Annotated in this window: 20 protein-coding genes; 8 read left to right on the top strand and 12 right to left on the bottom strand. The window is 60.2% G+C overall.

The genetic code is table 11. The features are described 5' to 3' along the window. A partial coding sequence (locus AC13DJ_RS08830) for a hypothetical protein (RefSeq protein WP_482934123.1) occupies positions 1-317 on the top strand: 317 nt, incomplete at its 5' end. Between the two features lie 308 nt (positions 318-625). Next, positions 626-3301 carry a nitrate reductase gene (locus AC13DJ_RS08825; RefSeq protein ID WP_474540916.1) on the top strand — a complete coding sequence of 892 codons (2676 nt, stop codon included), beginning with the start codon at positions 626-628 and terminating at the stop codon, positions 3299-3301. Position 3302: 1 nt separating this feature from the next. Here the strand turns inward: AC13DJ_RS08825 and AC13DJ_RS08820 are convergent, their stop codons facing one another. From AC13DJ_RS08820 to AC13DJ_RS08775, 10 genes are all read right to left on the bottom strand, one after another. Next, entirely contained in the window at positions 3303-3965 is a 663-nt protein-coding gene (locus AC13DJ_RS08820) for a hypothetical protein (RefSeq protein ID WP_474543556.1), read from the bottom strand. Between the two features lie 48 nt (positions 3966-4013). Then, positions 4014-4406 carry a type II toxin-antitoxin system HicB family antitoxin gene (locus tag AC13DJ_RS08815; protein ID WP_094624551.1) on the bottom strand — a complete coding sequence of 131 codons (393 nt, stop codon included), beginning with the start codon at positions 4404-4406 and terminating at the stop codon, positions 4014-4016. 161 nt (positions 4407-4567) lie between these two features. Further along, positions 4568-5086, bottom strand: coding sequence for an Hcp family type VI secretion system effector (locus AC13DJ_RS08810; protein WP_474540150.1), 519 nt, complete (start codon positions 5084-5086; stop codon positions 4568-4570). 206 nt (positions 5087-5292) lie between these two features. After that, positions 5293-7032 carry a bifunctional protein-serine/threonine kinase/phosphatase gene (locus AC13DJ_RS08805; RefSeq protein ID WP_482934122.1) on the bottom strand — a complete coding sequence of 580 codons (1740 nt, stop codon included), beginning with the start codon at positions 7030-7032 and terminating at the stop codon, positions 5293-5295. A gap of 55 nt (positions 7033-7087) precedes the next feature. Beyond that, positions 7088-7936, bottom strand: coding sequence for a formate/nitrite transporter family protein (locus AC13DJ_RS08800; RefSeq protein ID WP_058342277.1), 849 nt, complete (start codon positions 7934-7936; stop codon positions 7088-7090). A 295-nt stretch (positions 7937-8231) separates the two neighbouring features. Continuing rightward, on the bottom strand, positions 8232-9005 hold the full coding sequence (locus AC13DJ_RS08795; RefSeq protein ID WP_424012791.1) for an energy transducer TonB: 774 nt from the start codon (positions 9003-9005) through the stop codon (positions 8232-8234). Next, on the bottom strand, positions 9002-9412 hold the full coding sequence (locus AC13DJ_RS08790; protein WP_094624400.1) for an ExbD/TolR family protein: 411 nt from the start codon (positions 9410-9412) through the stop codon (positions 9002-9004). The genes AC13DJ_RS08795 and AC13DJ_RS08790 overlap by 4 nt, the downstream gene beginning before the upstream one ends. Next, positions 9409-9804 (bottom strand): ExbD/TolR family protein, encoded by a 396-nt coding sequence (locus AC13DJ_RS08785; RefSeq protein WP_199457756.1) that lies wholly within the window; start codon positions 9802-9804, stop codon positions 9409-9411. The genes AC13DJ_RS08790 and AC13DJ_RS08785 overlap by 4 nt, the downstream gene beginning before the upstream one ends. Further along, a complete protein-coding gene (locus tag AC13DJ_RS08780) occupies positions 9791-10576 on the bottom strand; it encodes a MotA/TolQ/ExbB proton channel family protein (RefSeq protein WP_199457757.1) in 786 nt (261 codons plus the stop codon). The genes AC13DJ_RS08785 and AC13DJ_RS08780 overlap by 14 nt, the downstream gene beginning before the upstream one ends. A 121-nt stretch (positions 10577-10697) precedes the next feature. After that, on the bottom strand, positions 10698-11462 hold the full coding sequence (locus tag AC13DJ_RS08775) for a sulfite exporter TauE/SafE family protein (protein ID WP_022990536.1): 765 nt from the start codon (positions 11460-11462) through the stop codon (positions 10698-10700). A gap of 97 nt (positions 11463-11559) precedes the next feature. On the opposite strand from AC13DJ_RS08775, the gene AC13DJ_RS08770 reads away from it, so the two are divergent. The 5 genes from AC13DJ_RS08770 (at position 11560) to AC13DJ_RS08750 (ending at position 16588) form a co-directional block, all read left to right on the top strand. Further along, positions 11560-13047 carry an amidase family protein gene (locus AC13DJ_RS08770; RefSeq protein WP_476130875.1) on the top strand — a complete coding sequence of 496 codons (1488 nt, stop codon included), beginning with the start codon at positions 11560-11562 and terminating at the stop codon, positions 13045-13047. A gap of 144 nt (positions 13048-13191) precedes the next feature. Next, positions 13192-13824, top strand: a complete 633-nt coding sequence (locus AC13DJ_RS08765; RefSeq protein ID WP_022990538.1) for a hypothetical protein — start codon at positions 13192-13194, stop codon at positions 13822-13824. Between the two features lie 107 nt (positions 13825-13931). Then, positions 13932-14939 (top strand): methionine ABC transporter ATP-binding protein, encoded by a 1008-nt coding sequence (locus tag AC13DJ_RS08760; RefSeq protein WP_094624405.1) that lies wholly within the window; start codon positions 13932-13934, stop codon positions 14937-14939. Further along, on the top strand, positions 14939-15616 hold the full coding sequence (locus tag AC13DJ_RS08755) for a methionine ABC transporter permease (protein WP_036220240.1): 678 nt from the start codon (positions 14939-14941) through the stop codon (positions 15614-15616). The genes AC13DJ_RS08760 and AC13DJ_RS08755 overlap by 1 nt, the downstream gene beginning before the upstream one ends. A 189-nt stretch (positions 15617-15805) precedes the next feature. Beyond that, on the top strand, positions 15806-16588 hold the full coding sequence (locus AC13DJ_RS08750) for a MetQ/NlpA family ABC transporter substrate-binding protein (protein WP_288371773.1): 783 nt from the start codon (positions 15806-15808) through the stop codon (positions 16586-16588). 80 nt (positions 16589-16668) lie between these two features. On the opposite strand, the gene AC13DJ_RS08745 is transcribed toward AC13DJ_RS08750, so the two are convergent. Beyond that, positions 16669-17322, bottom strand: a complete 654-nt coding sequence (locus tag AC13DJ_RS08745; RefSeq protein ID WP_022990543.1) for a peroxiredoxin — start codon at positions 17320-17322, stop codon at positions 16669-16671. A 149-nt stretch (positions 17323-17471) separates the two neighbouring features. Beyond that, positions 17472-18833 carry an alanine/glycine:cation symporter family protein gene (locus tag AC13DJ_RS08740; protein WP_482934121.1) on the bottom strand — a complete coding sequence of 454 codons (1362 nt, stop codon included), beginning with the start codon at positions 18831-18833 and terminating at the stop codon, positions 17472-17474. Between the two features lie 198 nt (positions 18834-19031). On the opposite strand from AC13DJ_RS08740, the gene AC13DJ_RS08735 reads away from it, so the two are divergent. Beyond that, a complete protein-coding gene (locus tag AC13DJ_RS08735) occupies positions 19032-19463 on the top strand; it encodes a CBS domain-containing protein (protein ID WP_022990545.1) in 432 nt (143 codons plus the stop codon). Positions 19464-19468: the final 5 nt, after the last annotated feature.

Below are 19468 nucleotides of genomic sequence, written 5' to 3'. Positions count from 1 at the left end.
CCGCGATCTTTATCGGGGCCTTGCTTCCGCCGGATAGGCCAACTCAACCACTGGCAAAAAACAATCCTCCCGGAATCCTCTGCCGGGACAGCCCGCTATTGCCTAAACACTGCATGCTGGTTATTTATCAACCAATCTCGGACCATCGGTTGCTCCCGCTCTTTGCTTCCAGACCTCAAAGTCAGAATCTCACCCAGTTATCGCCTCTTGTTGGCGCAGAGGTGGGCTTGACGGGTATATTGGCGAGCGAAGTCACTGATTCAGGTAATTACTCAGCACAAGCCGTGCCATTTGGAACTATTCATATATTTCAGTAGGTTGCGGGATCTCTGGTCGTTCAGGCAGGGGCGCCCGGTTCTGTGCCGGGGTGGTTTTGGTGCAGAAAATGGACAATTGCACCAAGGTGAACACCAATCGAGAGGCTTTCCACGGGATCTTTTTAACGGTGCAGCCTGGCTTCAACCTGCGCACCATGCGGCATTCAAGGCCCTTACAGGCATCAAAGCGTGCACTGGCCTCCTAATTGCTTTCTTTAAAGACAGACAACTCAGGCAACGAAGCCCGCCCCCGGCTCTGGAAACAGAACCCGGGAGGCGGGTTTTTTTGGTTAAAAGCGAGGAACAGCATGAAACACCACGACACCCCAACGGACTCTATTGCCACCACCTGCCCCTACTGTGGTGTTGGCTGCGGTGTGCTGGCCACCTCCGGCTATGTCGGGGGCGATCGCCTGCATCCGGCTAATGGCGGCCGGCTTTGCGTCAAGGGCTCTGCCTTGCACGAGACGCTGGAGGATCCGAACCGGTTGTTGGAGCCAAAGGTCGGGGGGCGTGAGGTGACGTGGGCTGAGGCCATTGACCGGATAGCCGGGGCCATTTCTGAATCGGTGCGGGAGCATGGTCCGGAGTCGGTGGCTTTCTATCTCTCCGGGCAGTTGCTCACGGAGGATTATTACGTTGCCAACAAGCTGGCCAAGGGCTTTATCGGCACTCCGCATGTGGATACCAATTCCAGACTGTGCATGTCCTCGGCCGTTGCGGCCCACAAGCGTGCCTTTGGCGAGGACTGTGTCCCGGGCTGCTACGAGGATCTTGAGCTGGCGGACTTGCTGGTGCTTGCGGGCAGCAACGCCGCCTGGGCCCACCCGGTGCTGTACCAGCGGATGAGTGCGGCAGGTCGTCAGGGACGGAGAGTGGTGGTCATCGATCCCAGAAAGACAGCAACGACCGACCTGGCGGACCTGCACCTTCAGCTTCGCCCCGGAACAGACACCCTGTTGTTCAATGGCTTGCTGGTCTGGCTGCAGGATCATGAAGCGCTGGCGGATGACTATATTGCAAAGCACTGTAACGGTTTCGAGGAAACCCTGGCGATCGCCCGGTCCTGTGCCCCTTCTGTGCAAGCGGTGGCCAGCGGCTGCGATCTGGCAGCAGAAGATGTACGGTGCTTCTATGAGTGGTTTGCAGACACCGGGCGCACTGTGACCGCTTTTTCCCAGGGTATTAATCAGTCGGTCGCCGGTACCGACAAAGCCAATGCCATCATTAACTGCCATCTGGCTACCGGGCGGGTGGGCCTACCGGGTGCGAGCCCGTTTTCGTTAACCGGGCAGCCCAATGCCATGGGTGGTCGTGAGGTCGGCGGGCTCGCCAATACCCTGGCAGCCCATATGGATTATGACACCCCGGGCGCCATGCTCCGGGTCTCGGATTTCTGGCACAGCGAGCAGATGGCCAAGGGGCCTGGCCATAAAGCCGTGGAGTTGTTCGAGGCGGTTCACCGGGGTGAGATCCGTGTGCTCTGGGTAATGGGAACCAACCCCGCAGTCAGCCTGCCGGACACTGACCGGATTCACCAGGCACTGTCCCGTTGCCAGACGTTGATCGTTTCGGACTGTGTGGCTCAGACCGATACCACGCAGTTTGCCGATATCCTCTTGCCGGCTGCCGGCTGGGGCGAGAAAGATGGAACGGTGACTAATTCGGAGCGTCGCATTTCGCGCCAACGGCGGTTTCTATCCCTGCCGGAGAAGGTCCGGCCGGATTGGCAGATTATGCGGGATGTTGCCTGGGCCCTTGGCCATGCCCAAGCCTTCGACTACCGTTCCCCGGCCGATATTTTTCGTGAACATGCTGCGTTGTCCGGTTATGGAAACGGGGGCGAGCGTGTGTTCAATATTTCGGCGTTGTCTCAGCTCAGTGACAAGGAGTACGACGAACTGGCGCCGGTGCAGTGGCCGGTTACGGATGGCAATCCAGGAGCCTGGATGCAAACCCGCCGGCTGTTTTCGCACGGCAGGTTCCCTACGCCGGATGGCCGGGCCCGGTTGGTGCCTGTGTCCAGTTTGCCGCCCGGGCAGCAACCGAGCCCCCGGTATCCACTGGTGGTGAATACCGGGCGAATCCGGGACCAATGGCACACCATGACCCGAACGGTCGTGGCCCCCAGACTGCTTGCCCATCGCAGCGAGCCCTTTATTGAGCTGCACCCGGCGGATATTGCCAACTTTGGCCTGACGGAAGGCGCGCTGGCGTTGCTGCGTGGGCAGGGCGGTGCCGGTTACGTTGGTCGGGTGCGGGCCAGCACCGGGCAGCGTACCGGTGAAGTGTTTGTGCCCATTCACTGGAATGGCCGGTTTGCCTCTGCCGCCCTGGCCTCCAGCCTGATCCGGCCGGTTGTGGACCCCATCTCCGGCCAGCCAGAAGGCAAGCACGGGGTGGCGACAATCCGGCCCCTGGTGACTTGCTGGCAGGCGAAGCTGATGTTGAATGATGCCAGCGATGTTTCATTGGACACCACTGCCCTTGTCTACTGGAGCCGCCAGCGCTTGCCCCACAGTCACAGCTGGTGGTTCGCCGGTGGCCATGACATGAACTGGGGTGACTGGGGGCAAGGGTGTTTTTCCCGGGAACCGGAAATGGTGATGGAGGACCGCGCCAGGCAGCGTTACCGAGCCGCCTGGCTCAGCGGCGATCGACTGGATGCCGTGTTACTGGTTGAACCCTGTGCTCAGACCATGCCGGATCTGGACTGGCTGGACAGTTGCTTCGGCAGCGGTGAGCTGGGGCCGGAACAACGCCGGTCGTTACTGGCAGCAGGGACGGTGGAAGGCGAGGCGGCGGGGCCGATTATCTGCACCTGTTTTGGCGTGGGTGAGCACCAGATTGCCCAAGCCATTGAGCAGGGCATGGCCAGCCCGGAGGCACTGGGCGAGCACCTGAAGTGTGGTACCAACTGTGGCTCCTGCCTTCCGGAGATACAGGACCTGCTTGCTCGCACCGGGGCCCGGGAACCCGCCTGAGTCAGGCCGCAGCAGCCCGCCGAAGCAGCGACAGCGGCACCCGGTAACGAAGGATCCGGGCATGCTGGCTGACAGTCACGGTGCAAGTCTTGCGGTTAACGCGCACCACCTGGCCTTGAATTTCGCGTCTGCCGTCGTCGAATACCACTGAATCCCCCACCTGCCAGTGCCGATGCTCCGCAGTGGGACTCGGAAACTCAAAGGGCCCGGCGGATAGCTCGATCCCGCAGCCGCTGGCCTGTTCCGCAAGGTATAGCCGGGTGGCGTTTGCGGCACCGCTGTGGTGCAACTCATCCAGCGCTTCATAGAAATGCCGGTTATGCACCGAGCCGTAATGCCGCTGCCCGGCGCTGTGCTGCAACAAATGGGCAAACTCGTGGCAGCAGGTGTGCGCCAGCAGGTTCAGCACGCTTACTTCACCGTCAAAATACCCCCGGCCACGGATTTCCCGGGTGGATAACCAGCCCTGGGCGGTTTCCGGTTGGTGCTTGGCGGCAATCATCCTGGCCCCGTAGGTGATCAAGTGTTGCTTCTTGCGGGGATCATAACGGTGGTAAGTGGCTTGCCCGGAGCCTACGCGCAGCACCAGTCCTGCACACTGGTTCTGTTTTCGAACCCAGCTTGCAGCCGGCGCCCATAGAATGTCCCGGGTGGCCTGGCACATGAGAGTGCCGAGTGTCTTTGTAAATTCGGGGAGTGAAGATGTCACGAGTTAACGGGCTTCCAGTTCTTTGCGAGCCGTCATTGCCAAAAAGGCTGACCGGCTCATATGTCTGCTCCGGGCCTCCTCGTCAATGCGACGCAACAGGCCTTCCGGAAGGCTGACGTTAAGGCGGACAGATCGGGTTTTCAAGCGGTTAACGTCTATATCCACCATCATCCAGAGACCACCCTGATAGTCACGGTTATTCATCAGGTCGTCCAGGGAGGACGGCGAGGGAAGCTCCATGTCTTCGTCTTCGCAGTAAAGCTCAATGGCCTCCTGGATTTTTCCCGGCAACTCCTGCCATTGGTCGGCAGCGGAAAAACAGCCGGGGAAGTCCGGAATTTCTGCGCCGTGGGCGTGCTCGTCGTCGCCCTTGTGTACGTATACGGGATAAAGCACGTTTACCTCCAGTCCCAGCCGGCCTGACGATAAATGCCACACAGAGTGTTAGCGATTTTGTTGTGTATGTTTACACAATGGTTTGTTCCTGACAATGAAGCCCGGAAACAAAAACGGCCGGCCCGAAGGCCAGCCGTTTTCCGAGGATCGAACCTGAAAAATCAGGCTTCGATTGGCGAGCGCCAGTCGTCCGCACCGGAAGTACCGGCAACGGCATGCTCCCAGGTTACCTTGCGGTAGGACAGGGAAACGGTTACCAGCTGGGTGAAGTCCGCGTTGGCAGCGTCCTGGCAGTGGGGCATGTTGCAGTTGATGTCGATGATGGTGGCATCTTCCAGGATGGTGGAGAAGAAGTGCTCCTGCTTGCCTTCTACGGAAGTGCGGTACCACTTGAGCTCTACTTTCGGCAGCATTTCGCCGGAAGCCAGGGCGTTGTACATCAGCGGGGTGGCTTTGTTCAGGGCGGAAGTGAACTTGAACGGCTTGTGCACGCGCTGGCCGGAAGGCTGACCGGATTGGGGGTCAGTCGGAACGGTGACAACGTGGCTGAATTCCTGAACCAGCACTTCGTCTTCGTGACCTTCAACGTAGATGTTGCCTACAGAATCGGAAGTGAATGCGCCGGCGGTGATGTTGCCCTGAGTTTTACCTTCGATGCTGATATAACAAGGAGTTGGCATAGTCTGCTCCATGACAATGTGTGAGTGAGTGTCCCAAGGTTGTTCCCTGGACGGCGTAACTGATAACAATCCCCGTGCCAGTTTTTTAATTCGCATATAAAACATATAGTTATGTGTTGTTGTGGCGTTTCCTGAGTGCCTTCGGGCAACGCGTTGCCTGGCGTACGGGCGAGCTTTTGCTGGCCGGGCAAGAAATGGCCCGGAGCTCAGATCCAGGAGCCTCCGGCCAGGGAAGTTAATAGCGCCAGCAGAAGCAGGGCCGAGACGCCTTGCCAGAAACGCACCGGATGCCGTTCCATGAGCGGCGGATGGTGACGGGCACGCCAGTCCTGCCCGGGGTGTCGGAGTTCGTAGAGCAGTTCCGATAACGCCGGGTAGCGACGATGGGGTTCCGGGTGGGTGGCCCGGGCCAGGGTGGCATCCAGCCAAGGCGGCAGGTCTTCGCGCCAGGCCCTGGCTGGCCGGTATGTCAGAGCCCGCAGTTGTTTGCGAGTGCGGATGCGGGGTACATCGGTGTGGTAGGGCAGGTGCCCGGTCAACAGCTGATAAACAATCACGCCCAGGGCGAACTGGTCCGACTGCCAGGTACCCGGCTCGCCCAGAAACAGTTCCGGCGCTGAGTAGAGGGCTGCGCCAACCGGATAGTCGGTGGCAGGTTTGCCGGCTTCTTCAAGACCGGCGACCCGGGTAGCTCCGAAATCGACCAGCATGGCCTGGCCATCGGGTGTGATCAGGACATTTTCCGGTTTCAGGTCCTGATGCACCATTTCCAGCCGGTGAAAGGCCCTGAGTCCCCGGATAATCTGCTCGGCCAGTTGTCGCACGGTTTCCAGGTCTGGCTGAGGGTGGTCAAGCATCCATTGCCGCAAGGTACAGCCTTCCACATAGTCAGTGGCCAGGTACAGGCAACTTTGCGGGCGCTCCGGGGCAAAGATGGCGACCACATGGGGGCTCTGCACGCGCTGGGCAATCCAGCGTTCGGTGGCAAATCGCTCCAGTTCGTCCGGGTACTGTCGTAACTCCATGGCGGGAAACTTGATTGCGACTTGCTTCCCGGAACTTTCATCCACGGCCAGGTAAACGTGGCTTCGGCTACTGATGTGCAGGGCCCGGATGATCCGGTACCCGTCCAGCACCTGTCCGGGTACGGGCTCGGGCGCGAAGGGCAGTTCGCGATAGGTCTCCTGGGCGCTGACGTCCTGTGTCCGAGAGGGTAACTGGAGTACGCGCAGTACCTGAACGGTCAGGTTATCCTCACTTCCCCGCTCCAGTGCCAGGTTCGCCAATGCCCGGGCAGCGTGATCCAGATTGTCCCCGCAGTCTGCAAGGCATCTGGTGATATCCCCTGCAGACAGTTGTTCGTATACACCATCGGTCATCATCAGAAATACGTCGTTCCGGTGCAGGGCGACACTGCGATATTCGATGTCCAGTTGCGGGCTCAGCCCCAGGGCCCGGTTCAGGCAGCTTTCCTCGGCCGAAAGCCAGACCCGGTGGTCGGTCGTGAATTGTTCCAGGGTGTTGCCCTGAAGCCGGTAAATCCGGGCGTCTCCTACATGAAACAGGTGCGCCGTTGCGGATTTCAGCACCAGGGCACTGAAGGTGCAGACGTAGCCCCGGTCCTGGTCGTAGCGATAACGGCTTTGCCGGGTCTGGGCGTGCAGCCAGGCATTGGTGGCCCGAACTACCCGTTCGGCCGACTGTTTCACCGACCAGCTCTCGGGGGTCGAGTAGTAGTCGCTCAGGAAGCCTGCCACCGCCGCTTCACTGGCCTCCTGGCTGACATTGCTGGAGCTGATGCCGTCGGCGATCACCGCCGCAATGCCTTTGCTGTGGCGCTGATGATTGTCGGGTATCAACAGGCCGTGGAAATCCTGGTTGACCGGTTTCCGGCCGGCGCTGCTGAACTGTCCGGCTTCTATCGTGAGCTGTTGGGTGCTGGACATGGATATGAACCAGTGAAGCCCCCGGTGTGTGCGGCACCGGGGGCTTCAGCCGTGATCAGGCGCTGCGGGTGCTGGCTGGTGCGCGGTAGTCCGCTGCCAGCGTGCGCTTGGGCGCAGTGCGTATATGGGTGGCGTACAGGGTCAGGCCGGTGAAGGACAAACCGCCCACCAGGTTGCCCAGTACGGTCGGAATTTCGTTCCAGACGAAGTAATCCATGATGCCGAACTCGCCGCCCATCAGCAGGGCAAACGGGAACAGGAACATGTTCACAATGGAATGCTCGAAGCCCATGTAGAAGAACAGCATGATCGGCATCCACATGGCCAGCACCTTGCCCTGCACGGTGGTGGAGATCATCGCACCGACTACCCCCATCGACACCATCCAGTTACACAGCACGCCCCGCAGGAAGATGGTGAACCAGCCCGCTACGCCATGTTCGGCATAACCCAGGGTGCGGGCTTTGCCGATGGAGGCGATCTTTTCGCCTACCACGCCTGGCTCGGTGTTGAAGCCGTAGGTGAAGACGAAGGCCATGATGGCGGCCACGGTGAGGGCACCGCCGAAGTTACCCAGGAACACCCAGCCCCAGTTACGGAGAATGCCCCGGGTATCCACGCCCGGGCGCCGGTCCAGAAGGGCCAGTGGGGTGAGCATGAAGACGCCGGTGAGCAGGTCGAAACCCATCAGGTAGAGCATGCAGAAGCCGACCGGGAACAGCATCGCACCAGCCAGGGGGCTGCCGGTCTGGACGGTGACGGTGATGGCAAAGACGGCGGCCAGGGCCAGGATGGCACCGGCCATGAAGGCCCGGATCAGGACATCCCGGGTGGCCATATAGATTTTCGATTCGCCGGCGTCGACCATCTTGGTGACGAACTCGGAAGGCAGAATGTAAGACATAAGGGATTCCTCCTGATTTTTTGGCGCGGTTGCCGGCGCCAAAAAAAGGCGCCGCTCACGATTCGCTTTGAAAGCAAAGGTGAGCAGACGCCGTCGCCTGAAGTTGTTCATTTTCGGTGTGGCAGAGTGCTGGTCTGCTGAAGGAGTCTCAGCAGGGTTCGTGCCAGCTTCGGAAGTTCTAAAGAAAAAGCAGTGATTTCAATAGCAAGGCGAGTGTGTGCGCATGGTTAGCCGGCTAGTCCTGGCGCGGTCAGCAGCACTGATGCAGTGCAGCCTGCGAGGCGCTGGTGCATTTTCAGCGCAAACTGAACCGAACCGGCAGAGCGTAGGCAAAGGTTTGCCCCTGCATTTCCGGCGGCACGGCAGGCAGTGGTGCGGCTTGTTCCAGCATTTGCAGGGCGGCATCGTCCAGCAGGCGGTGGCCTGAGCTGTCCCGAAGTGAGTGCTCGAGAAGCTTGCCGTCGCGGGTGAACTCGAACACGATCACCGGTGTGCCCTGTTGGCCCAGCCGGCGCGCCCGGCGCGGGTAGTCGTAGTAGCGGGCCAGGTGGCGGCTGAGTTTGCTCAGATAGCTGTTCACGTCGGCGGAGTTGCCGGCGGTCTGCAGGGGTACCGCATCCTGGCTTTCCGAGGCATCGCCCTCTTCCCCGGATGTCTCAGTCGCTTCTGAAACATCCGCCGCAGGGGCAGGCTCTGCCGGCGTGGGTGCCGGTTCCGAAGCAGGCTCCGGTGTTGGCTCGGGTTCAGGTTCTGGCCGAGGTTCGGGTTTCGGAGCCGGTTCGGGCTTGGGATCGGGTTTGGGCTTTGGCTTGGGGGCCGGCTTGGGCTCGGGTTTCGGTTTCGGCGCGGGCTCAGGCTTGGTAGGGGGAGCCGCGGGTGTTTCCACCGGCGCAGGTGTTTTCCGGCCAGCCAGGCTGATCTTGATAGCCGGTTCGGTGTTCACAGCACTGTCGCCCAGGGTAGCCAGGGGTATGGGTTTGTCCGGTGCCGCCAGCGTCAGCCCGAAGCCGGCAGCGGCTATGGCCAGCACCAGAAACAACAACTTGGAGCCCTTGTGTTCCGGCATCATTGCCCGGGCTCCGTCAGCAGCAGAACCTCGGTGTAGCCGCCCTGCTCCAGGACGGACAGCAGCGCTTCCAGGTCGGACATGGTAAGCGACTGGTCTGCGGCAATTCTCAGGGGATTGTTGTCATCGGGTTGCGGCAGGGCGGCCAACAGCTGTTCTTCGCCCAGCACCTTGCCCTGTACTTTCCACTGGCCATCGGCCGCAACCATCAGGTCGGCTTCGGGGGCACGTTCCTGTTGCTGTCGGGCTGCACCGGGCAGCTCGGGCAGGGGCTCGTTGGTCAGCTGGCCGGCCACGATAAAGAAGATCAGCAGCAGGAACACCAGGTTGATCAGCGGCAGCAGGGCGTCTTCAACCCGGTCCAGCAGGCCTTTTCCGGAGGTTGATGGAGGAGGAACCAGTTCTGTCATAGGTCGTTGGTGCTTTGGCGATTCCAGTGCGCTTCCACGCCGGCGTTGTCCAGGGCGCTCAGGGTGCGGGTGAAATCTGCCAGGCGGGCATCGGCGGTGGTGCCCAGATTGGCTTCCCGGATGCCGGCTGCCTTCAGTGCTTCCAGCAATTCCCCGAGGCTGTAGCGGTTGTCCTGCCACATTACCTGACCGCTGGCGGTTACCTGCAGTTCAGGCAGGGGCTCGCCGGTCACGCTGCTGCGGCTTTCAGTGTTATTGCCCAGCTCCAGGTAGTCCACGGGCAGCAACCGGGTGGTCAGCATGAAAAACACCAGTAGAATAAACACCACATCAATCAGCGGTGTAATCCGGATCGGTAGTGGCCGGTTGGGCCGGGGTTCAACCAGCTGCATGGGCGAAGCGCGGGTTGTCGTTGCCGGAATAATTACGGTTGTCAGCGGCTTTTAAGGATTCATCCGCTGCGACAGCCTGAGGCGCACCGGCGGCCTCGCCAGAGGGCACCACATTGAACACGCTGACCAGTGCGCTGTTGATGGTCTTGTGAATCCGGCGCAGGCGGAATTCGATCCAGGCGGCCAGGGCGGCAAAGGGAATGGCGACAATCAGACCCGCAGCGGTGGTCATCAGGGCTTCGTAGATACCGCCACTGAGCTGGCTGGCGTTGGCCCGGCCTTCGGTGGCGGCCATGGCGCTGAAGGCTTCCATCATGCCCATGACGGTGCCCAGCAGGCCCAGCAGCGGAGCCAGGGCGGCAATCACTTCGATGATTTTCAGCGGTGCTTCAAAGGGTTCCAGTGCACCCTGGGCATCCCGCACGGCGGTCTCGCGCACGGCCGGGGTGTTGGGGTTGGTCTGGCAGGCGTTCATGGTATTCACCAGCAGGTGCATCAGCGGGTTGCCGCGCCCGAAAAAGCCTGCTTGCTGGCGCACCTGTTCCGGGCGGGTGTCCGATGGGGCAGATTGCCACTGGTCTACCAGGGTGCGCAGCTTGCGGGTGTATCGTGGGGCGTAGAAGCTGCCGTACAGCATCAGGTAGACAAAGGTAACGGTACCGATCACCGCCAGGGCAATCAGCACAACCATGATCGGGCCGCCCATGTCGACCAGCTGGTTTAACGGACTGAGTTCGGTAAGGGGCTCGGCTACGGCGCTGAAGGGTTCCATGAAGCAACACTCGGAAAAATGAAAACAGAACTAAATAATAACTATTATCACTGGAATTACAAGTAGGAATGCGAATGTGTTGCAACGGGCTGGCTGCTTTTCGAAACAGTGCGGAGGTGTGTCAGCCGAACCAGCCGGCTGACTGCGCCGCCTGCCATAACAGCCGCAGTGCCAACAGGGTCAGCACCACGTTGAACGCCAGGCTGAACCAGCGGTTGGTCATGGTGTTCAGCAGGCGCAGCCCCAGCCAGGTGCCGGCAAAGCCGCAGGCAATCATGGCGACAATGAACAGTAGCCATTCCGAGAACACAAAGCCGGCAAAGCCGAACACCAGGGCTTTGGGCGCATGCTGCAGGGTCATGGCGGCGGCAAAGGTGGATACGGTTTTGAAACGGTCGGTGTGAATCTGCTTGATGAATGCGGCTACCAAAGGACCGGTGGCACCCACAAACAGGCTGATAAAACTGGTGATGGCCGAGGCCAGGAAAATACCGGCCGGCCCGAAAGAGGCCTTGGGCAGTTTCGGGCCCCAGCACAGATACAGCACGAAGCCGGCAATGGTCAGCTGCCAGAGGTGAGCGGGAAGGTTGACCAGTAACCAGGCACCCAGCGCAGCCCCCGCCACAACACCCGGCGCAAAGGCGAGAATCACCCGCCAGTCGATATGGCGAAAGGTCAGTACAGCCCTGCCGGTGTTAGAGCCCAGCTGGATCATGCCGTGGACAGGAATAATCGCCGCTGGCGGAATCCAGGTGGCCATCAGCACCAACAGCAATACACCACCACCGGCGCCCAGCACGGCAGTCAGCATGGAGGTAACGGCGGAGGCCGCCAGCAGGAATAATCCCACGCCCGTGCTCAGGGCTTCCGGGAACAGCAGATCCATGGCACTCACCTAACGATTGTCGTAAGCTCCGGAGTTTCCGGATTACACCCGAAATGTCCAGCCGGATTGCACCACAAAACAACAAGCAGGGTTGCCGATGAAACAGTCTGAGTATCTGAGCTTTGATGCCACCGCACTGGCTGACCTGATTCGCCGGGGCGACGTCAGCGCCCGGGAAGTGGCCAAAGCGGCTATCGACCGGGCCAACCGGGTGAATGGCAAACTCAACGCGATATGTCATCCGCAGTTCACCGAAGCCATGGAACAGGGTTTTCCTGAGGACGGGCCCTTTGCCGGCGTACCGATACTGCTGAAAGACCTGGCCCAGGAGCAGGCCGGCCATCCCTGCAGCTATGGCAGCCGGGCCCTGAGCACCAATGTACCGACCCGGGATTCGGAATTCGTGCGCCGTGCCCGCAACGCCGGGCTGGTGTTTCTGGGGCGCACGGCTACGCCGGAATTCGGCCTGAAGGCGGTGACGGAATCCGAGCTTTGGGGCCCCAGCCGCAATCCCTGGAACACCGACCTTACCCCCGGCGGTTCCAGCGGTGGTTCCGGTGCCGCAGTGGCAGCCGGTATTGTGCCCATGGCCGGAGCTAATGATGGCGGGGGTTCCATCCGTATTCCGGCGGCCTACAACGGCCTGTTCGGCCTGAAACCATCCCGGGGCCGCATCTCAGTGGGCCCGCACATGGGTGAGGCCTGGACCGGCGCCTCCACCGATCACGTGGTGTGCCGCACCGTGCGAGACAGCGCGGCCATGCTGGATGTGCTGTCCGGCCCCGCCAGCGGTGACCCGTTCCGCATTCCTGCGCCCGAATCGTCGTTTCTCGAACAGATGCAGCAATCCCCCGGCAAGCTGAAAATCGGTGTGTTCACCTCCTCACCCTACGACACCGACGTGGCCCCGGAATGCGTGGCGGCGGTGGAAGAAACCGCGAGAATGCTGGAGGGGCTCGGGCATGAGGTGGAATACGCCCGTCCGGACTTTGACGGCATGGCCCTGGCCCGGTGCTACCTGTCCCTGTATTTCGGGGAAGTCTCGGCCCTGATGGACAGCGCCCGGGAACGCTTCGGTGCCACGGATAAAGACTTTGAACTGGAAACCCGCCTGCTGGGAATGCTCGGCCGCACCATGCCGCTGCCGGACTACGTTCGGAGGCGCCAGCAGTGGAATGACTTTGCCCGGGCCCTGGGGGCGTTCTTCGACCGCTTTGACCTGTACCTGAGCCCCACGACTGGTCAGTTGCCGGCACAGATTGGCCAGATGGATACCCCGGCGCACCTGAAGCTGGTCGCCCGGCTGATGCTGGGCCTGAAAGCCGGCAAACTGGTACACCGTTCAGGACAGGTAGACCAGATGGCCCTGGAAAGCCTCGCCCGAACCCCCTTCACCCAGCTGGCCAACCTGACCGGAACCCCGGCGATATCGGTGCCCATGCACTGGACCCGCGACGGGCTGCCGGTGGGCGTTCAGTTCGGTGCGGCCCACGGCGGCGAAGGCGGCTTGCTGCAACTGGCCGCCCAGCTGGAGGAAGCCAACCCCTGGTTTGCCAACTACGAGCGCCTGGAATCGGCATTCTGAAGAAACTGTGCGGATTTGTTGGTCAGGGGTTGTGATCCGGGCCAACAAACTCCACGTTTATCTTTCCATGTGGAACAGGCTATGCTGTAGGGCAGGGACTCCGCTCCCTGACCACCCTGATGGCATCGAGGAGGCGAGCATCTTATGAACCAATCGATGGCAATCGACGATCTGGTATCCGTAGCACAGGCCGAAGCCATGGGGGAGCTGGATGCCCCGATGATGGCAATTGTTCTCTCCAGCGATGAGAGCTACGACCTGCCCATCAACTCCCTGGAAACCGATGCCGACAAGGCCCGCTGGGGCCTGATTCTACGTGCCGCCCGTGAGCATGTAGAAGCCGACGCGGTGGCTGTGCTTTACCCGGCCTGGACCACCATCCGCCGCAAGCCGGCTGAAAGCGAAGAACCCGAAGAGTCTGAAAAGTCCGACGTGCAGGCTTCAGAAGCCGATGACGGGAATGCAGACGACGACAAAGGCCCCATCGACACCCTGTTCGTACAGCTGCACACCCGCGACAGGATTTACTGGCGTGGCTTCGAACAAATCCGGGACCCGCGGCACCAGCGCATCATCGGCTTCCGCCGGATCAAGGCGCTGTCCACCGACTACGAACGGGATAACGCGCCCTCCGTGGCGGCCTGGCTCAGTACTCTGTTCGAGCCGCTGCCGGAAGAAGGCGAACAAACCGACATCGACCAGGAGCTGGCAAACCTGCTGGAAGAGCCGGAAGTGAGTGCCGCGCTCTACCCCCGGCAGATGCGCGCCCTGCATTGACGGATAAGGGCAAGTACACACGGCAGTGATTCGGGTTTGATCAGCGAATAGGCTATAATCGTCGGTTTTATCCTGCACCCTCAAGGCACTGAACCAGGGCACTGACCGTGATTGTATTTGACCAGGTACAAAAGTCGTATCAGGTGGCCGGCCGGGCGATCCCCGCGTTGCATGCCACCAGTATGACCATAGAAACCGGCGAAGTATTCGGCATCGTCGGCCATTCCGGTGCGGGCAAGTCGACCCTTGTCCGCCTGATCAATATGCTCGAGCCGGCGACCGGTGGCCGCATTCTGATCGATAACGAAGACATCACCCGCTACAGCGCCGCCGAGCTCAGGGCTTTCCGCCGCAAAGTGGGCATGATCTTCCAGCACTTCAACCTGTTGTCGTCCAAAACCGTGGCCGACAACATCGCCTTCCCCATGAAACTGGCGGGTATCTACTCGAAAACCGAGATCCGGGAACGGGTGGAAGAACTGCTGGCCCGGGTCAGCCTGAGCGACCATGCCAACAAATACCCGTCCCAGTTGTCCGGCGGCCAGAAACAGCGCGTGGGCATCGCCCGGGCCCTGGCCTGCCGCCCGACCATCCTGCTGTGTGACGAAGCCACCAGCGCCCTGGACCCGCAAACCACCCAGTCGGTACTGAAACTGCTCGGCGACATCAACAAGGAACTGGGCCTGACCATCGTACTCATCACCCACGAAATGGACGTGGTGCGCCGGGTGTGCGACCGGGTTGCCGTGATGGACGCCGGCCGGGTTGTGGAAATGGGCCCGGTGAGCGACGTGTTCCTGCACCCGCAGCACCCCACCACCCGGGATTTCGTGTTCGAAAGCGAGAACGTAGACCGCGACGAACTGCAGGAAGACCTGCAAAAAGCCAACGGCCGCATCCTGCGACTGACCTTCAAGGGCGAATCCACCTACAAGCCGCTGCTGGGCAGCGTGGCCCGGGAATCCGGTGTGGATTTCAGCATCCTGTCCGGCCGGATCGACCACATTAAAGACACCCCCTACGGCCAGCTGACCCTGTCACTGGTGGGCGGTGATCTCGACATTGCCATGCAGGCGCTGGAAGCCGCCGACGTTCACGTGGAGGTGGTGCGCTGATGGAAGCTTTAATGGAAACCCTGATGGGCAACGTAGACTGGGCCGAAATCGGCTGGGCCAGCTGGGACACCCTGGTGATGGTCGGTATGTCGTTGCTGTTCAGCGTCCTGATCGGCCTGCCCGTCGGCGTACTGCTGTTCCTGTTCGGCAAACGCCAGCTGCTGGAACAACCGGTGGCCTACGCGGTGCTGTCGTTTGTAGTCAACGTACTGCGCTCGGTACCCTTTATCATCCTGCTGATCGTGATGATCCCGTTCACCGTCATGCTGATCGGCACCTCCCTGGGCGTAGCCGGGGCCATCCCGCCGCTGGTGGCCGGTGGCGCACCCTTCTTCGCACGCTTGGTGGAAACCTCTCTGCGGGAAGTCGACCGCGGCATCATCGAAGCCACCCAGGCCATGGGTGCAAACGTAAGGCAGATCATCTTCGGCGCCTTGCTGCCGGAAGCGCTTCCCGGCATTATCGCGGGCATTACGGTAACGGCCATTACCTTGGTGTCTTATGCAGCTATGTCTGGTGTTATTGGTGGCGGTGGCCTAGGTGACCTGGCCATTCGCTTCGGTTACCAGCGTTTTCAAACCGATGTGATGGTGATAACCGTCGCTTTGCTGGTGATTTTTGTACAGCTGTTGCAGATGGCGGGTGATCGCCTGGTGCTGTATTTCAGCAGAAAGTAATCCTAATCCTAATCCGGAGTCGTCCGGTGAAGGGTAGAGGCTTCCGAAAAACGCCCGTGAATACATCCCTGTAGGGCTCGGTCGCGCCATCCCTGGCGCTCCACGTTTTCGGAAGCCTCTACCCTTCACCGGCCCCGAGCTTCGGGAGTAAACTTCGAAATATTAGTTTTTAAGCAGGAGTATTTGGTCATGAACTTCAAGAAAACCCTGGTAGCTATCGCTGCCGTAGCAACCTTCTCCTCTGCTGCTGTTGCAGAAAAACTGTCAGTAGCCGCCACTCCGGTACCCCATGCGGAACTGCTGGAATTTGTGAAGCCGGCACTGGCTGAACAAGGCGTTGAGCTCGACGTGAAAGTCTTCACCGACTACGTACAGCCGAACATCCAGGTCGACCAGAAGCGTATGGACGCCAACTTCTTCCAGCACCAGCCGTATCTGGACGAGTTCAACAGCGGCCGTGGCACAGACCTGGTGACTGTCACCGGTGTCCACGTTGAGCCGTTTGGCGCCTACTCCAGCAAGATCAAGTCCCTGGACGAGCTGAAAGACGGCGCGGTTGTGGCTATCCCTAACGATCCCACCAACGGCGGCCGTGCCCTGTTGCTGCTGCAGAAAGCCGGTCTGATCACCCTGGAAGACGAGAGCAAGATCACTGCCACCCCGCGTGACATTGCCGACAACCCCAAAGACCTGGACTTCAAGGAACTGGAAGCCGCCACGCTTCCGCGTATCCTGAACCAGGTAGACGTTGCCCTGATCAACACCAACTACGCGCTGGAAGCGGGCCTGAACCCGTCTGAAGATGCCCTGGTGATTGAAGGTGCCGAGTCTCCGTATGTGAATATCCTGGTTGCCCGCCCGGACAACAAGGACAGCGAAGCCATGCAGAAGCTGGCCAACGCGCTGAAGTCCGACGCGGTAAAAGACTTCATCATGGAGAAGTATGAAGGTGCGGTAGTCCCGGCGTTCTGATACCAACCGGGTAACCGACTGAAATCAAAAGGACAGGCTGAGACCTGCCCTTTTCGTGACTGCTTTACAGAGCCGGAGGCTCAGTCGCCGCTCCAGTTGGAGGACGGGTCTGGTGTCATCCGCAGGTAGGACTTAACGGCCTTGTAGCCTTTCGGGAATCGTTTCTTGATTTCCTCTTCGTCCTGCAGGGACGGCACAATCACCACATCGCCACCTTTTTCCCAGTTGCCCGGGGTGGCCACCTTGTGTTCGTCAGTCAGCTGCAACGAGTCGATCACCCGCAGCACTTCGTTGAAGTTACGACCGGTAGAAGCCGGATAGGTGATGATCAGGCGCACCTTCTTGTTCGGGTCAATTACGAACAGCGAGCGAACGGTCAGGGTGCTGTCAGCGTTGGGGTGGATCATGTCGTACAGCTTGGCCACTTTGCTGTCGTGGTCGGCAATGATCGGGAAGTTAACGCTGCAACCCTGGGTTTCGTTGATGTCCTTGATCCACTCCTGGTGGGAGTCCACCGGGTCGACACTCAGGGCGATAGCCTTGACGTTACGCTTGCCGAACTCGTCCTTCAGCTTGGCGGTCAGGCCAAGTTCGGTGGTGCAAACCGGTGTGAAGTCCGCCGGGTGAGAGAATAGCACGCCCCAGCTGTCGCCGAGCCAGTCGTAGAACCGGATGGTGCCTTCGCTGGATTCCTGTTCGAAATCCGGTGCGGTATCTCCAAGACGCAAGGTCATAGTCAGTCTCCTTTCCTTTGCACGGTTTTTGTACGGCCACTTTGCCAGTGTCTACCAGTAACTCTGGTACCGGATGATCCGGATATCAAGGGGTAGTTGACCCGGATCATCCAACACTTTGGTCACATCCTTATGACAATCCCTGGCGGTTAACGGTAACCGGCAGCCTTTTGCTTCTCGAAATATTCCCGTGTCAGCCTGAATACTACCGGGCTGAGCAGCAACAGGGCGATCAGGTTAGGCAGCGCCATCATGGCGTTCAGGGTATCTGCGACCAGCCAGATAAAGCCCAGGTTCACCGTGGCGCCCACCGGAATCGCAATAATCCACAGCACCCGGTACGGCACAATGGCTTTCACCCCGAACAGGAACTCGATGCTGCGCTCGCCGTAGAACGACCAGCCGATGATGGTGGTGAAGGCGAAGATGGCCAGTGCAATGGCGACCACATAGTTACCGAAGCCCGGCAGGCCGGTTTCAAAGGCCAGTGAGGTAAGCGCTGCACCGGTTTCACCGGAGGTCCAGGCGCCGGAGGTGATAATCACCAGGCCGGTGATGCTGCACACGATGATGGTATCGATGAAGGTGCCGAGCATGGCCACCATGCCCTGCTTGACCGGATTCTTGGTCTGGGCCGCAGCATGGGCAATGGGTGCGGAACCCAGGCCGGCTTCGTTGGAGAAAATGCCCCGGGCCACACCGAAGCGGATGGCCGCCCACACCGCGGCACCGGCAAAGCCACCCTCGGCTGCGGCAGGGCTGAAGGCGTAGCTGAAGACCATGCTGATGGCGTCCGGAATCGCGTTGGCGTTGATGGCCAGGACAATCAGGCCGATCAGCACGTAGGACACCGCCATGAACGGCACCAGCGCACTGGCGACCTGGCCGATGCGCTTGATACCGCCAATCAGCACCAGGCCCACCAGTACCATCAGGATAACGCCGGTTACCCAGTGTGGCAGGTTGAAGTTGGTTGCCAGCACATCAGCCACCGAGTTGGCCTGTACAGTGTTGCCGATGCCGAAGGCTGCGATCGAGGCAAAGACGGCAAACAAGACACCCAGCCAGGCCCACTTGCTGCCCAGGCCGTTACGGATGTAGTACATGGGGCCGCCCACGTGATTGCCGCGCTCGTCGACCTCCCGGAAGCGAACCGCCAGTACGGCTTCGGAATACTTGGTGGCCATACCCACCAGGGCGGTCAGCCACATCCAGAACAGCGCACCCGGGCCGCCGAGGAAGACCGCCGTGGCCACGCCGGCAATGTTGCCGGTGCCCACAGTGGCAGACAGCGCCGTCATCAGGGCCTGGAACGGCGGAATGTCACCGTCGTCGTCATCGCCCCTGGCCCGGCCGCTCCACATCAGCCGGAAGCCGGCACCGAGTTTCATGATCGGCATCAGTTTCAGGCCGATACTCAGGAACAGGCCGACGCCCAGTATCATGACCAGCATGGGCGGGCCCCAAACCAGCCCGTTGATATCATTAACAAAATTTGAAATGGCTTCCATGGAGACTCCCGGTTTTTGCCACGGATTTATTATGTTTTTTGGCCTTGTGCAGGCATAACTCATTGAGTTTAGTCGACTATTTTTTCATGTAAACCGTTTTTACCGCCGTGGTTTCCTATTTGCGGGCGAATTGCCTATGTTTAGGGTAACCGGAATCGCTTTCCGGCCAGTTGAATCTGACACCGAGGGGAGCAGTTGATGCGCTCACTGAAGATTTCCGAAGTGATGTGGAACCATATTGAACCCATCCGCTGTGGCACACCGCTGCCACGGGTGGTGAAGGCGCTGCTTGAGAACCACGTTTCCGGGCTGCCGGTAGTGGACGACCAGCGCCATGTACTGGGCTTTGTCTCGGAGCAGGACTGCATTCATGCACTGCTGGTGAGTAACTACCATGGCGAAGGCGAGCCCATGGTAGACGACGTGATGTTCCATAACCCGCTGACGGTATCCCCGGATATGTCGGTGGTAGATCTGGCCCAGAACCTGGGTGCCGGTAAACCGAAAGTGTATCCGGTGGTTGATCATGGGAAACTGGTGGGTATTGTTACCCGTACAGCCATCCTGTCCCAGCTGGCAAAGGCAGGTTACACCATGGAGAAATCCCGCTTTGCCAGTGCCGAGGACTGAGGCAC

It is taken from the genome of Marinobacter sp. L-46, from assembly GCF_056859535.1.
This window is presented reverse-complemented; position numbering and strand designations above follow the sequence as displayed.

Excerpts from the sequence above, each read along its gene's own strand:
- AC13DJ_RS08745 (WP_022990543.1), bottom strand. The coding sequence starts at position 17,322 with ATGACCTTGCGTCTTGGAGATACCGCACCGGATTTCGAACAGGAATCC.
- AC13DJ_RS08765 (WP_022990538.1), top strand. The coding sequence starts at position 13,192 with ATGAACCAATCGATGGCAATCGACGATCTGGTATCCGTAGCACAGGCC.
- AC13DJ_RS08810 (WP_474540150.1), bottom strand. The coding sequence starts at position 5,086 with ATGCCAACTCCTTGTTATATCAGCATCGAAGGTAAAACTCAGGGCAAC.
- AC13DJ_RS08770 (WP_476130875.1), top strand. The coding sequence starts at position 11,560 with ATGAAACAGTCTGAGTATCTGAGCTTTGATGCCACCGCACTGGCTGAC.
- AC13DJ_RS08790 (WP_094624400.1), bottom strand. The coding sequence starts at position 9,412 with ATGACAGAACTGGTTCCTCCTCCATCAACCTCCGGAAAAGGCCTGCTG.
- AC13DJ_RS08795 (WP_424012791.1), bottom strand. The coding sequence starts at position 9,005 with ATGATGCCGGAACACAAGGGCTCCAAGTTGTTGTTTCTGGTGCTGGCC.
- AC13DJ_RS08825 (WP_474540916.1), top strand. The coding sequence starts at position 626 with ATGAAACACCACGACACCCCAACGGACTCTATTGCCACCACCTGCCCC.
- AC13DJ_RS08740 (WP_482934121.1), bottom strand. The coding sequence starts at position 18,833 with ATGGAAGCCATTTCAAATTTTGTTAATGATATCAACGGGCTGGTTTGG.
- AC13DJ_RS08755 (WP_036220240.1), top strand. The coding sequence starts at position 14,939 with ATGGAAGCTTTAATGGAAACCCTGATGGGCAACGTAGACTGGGCCGAA.
- AC13DJ_RS08785 (WP_199457756.1), bottom strand. The coding sequence starts at position 9,804 with ATGCAGCTGGTTGAACCCCGGCCCAACCGGCCACTACCGATCCGGATT.
- AC13DJ_RS08750 (WP_288371773.1), top strand. The coding sequence starts at position 15,806 with ATGAACTTCAAGAAAACCCTGGTAGCTATCGCTGCCGTAGCAACCTTC.
- AC13DJ_RS08820 (WP_474543556.1), bottom strand. The coding sequence starts at position 3,965 with ATGTGCCAGGCCACCCGGGACATTCTATGGGCGCCGGCTGCAAGCTGG.
- AC13DJ_RS08780 (WP_199457757.1), bottom strand. The coding sequence starts at position 10,576 with ATGGAACCCTTCAGCGCCGTAGCCGAGCCCCTTACCGAACTCAGTCCG.
- AC13DJ_RS08775 (WP_022990536.1), bottom strand. The coding sequence starts at position 11,462 with ATGGATCTGCTGTTCCCGGAAGCCCTGAGCACGGGCGTGGGATTATTC.
- AC13DJ_RS08735 (WP_022990545.1), top strand. The coding sequence starts at position 19,032 with ATGCGCTCACTGAAGATTTCCGAAGTGATGTGGAACCATATTGAACCC.
- AC13DJ_RS08800 (WP_058342277.1), bottom strand. The coding sequence starts at position 7,936 with ATGTCTTACATTCTGCCTTCCGAGTTCGTCACCAAGATGGTCGACGCC.
- AC13DJ_RS08805 (WP_482934122.1), bottom strand. The coding sequence starts at position 7,032 with ATGTCCAGCACCCAACAGCTCACGATAGAAGCCGGACAGTTCAGCAGC.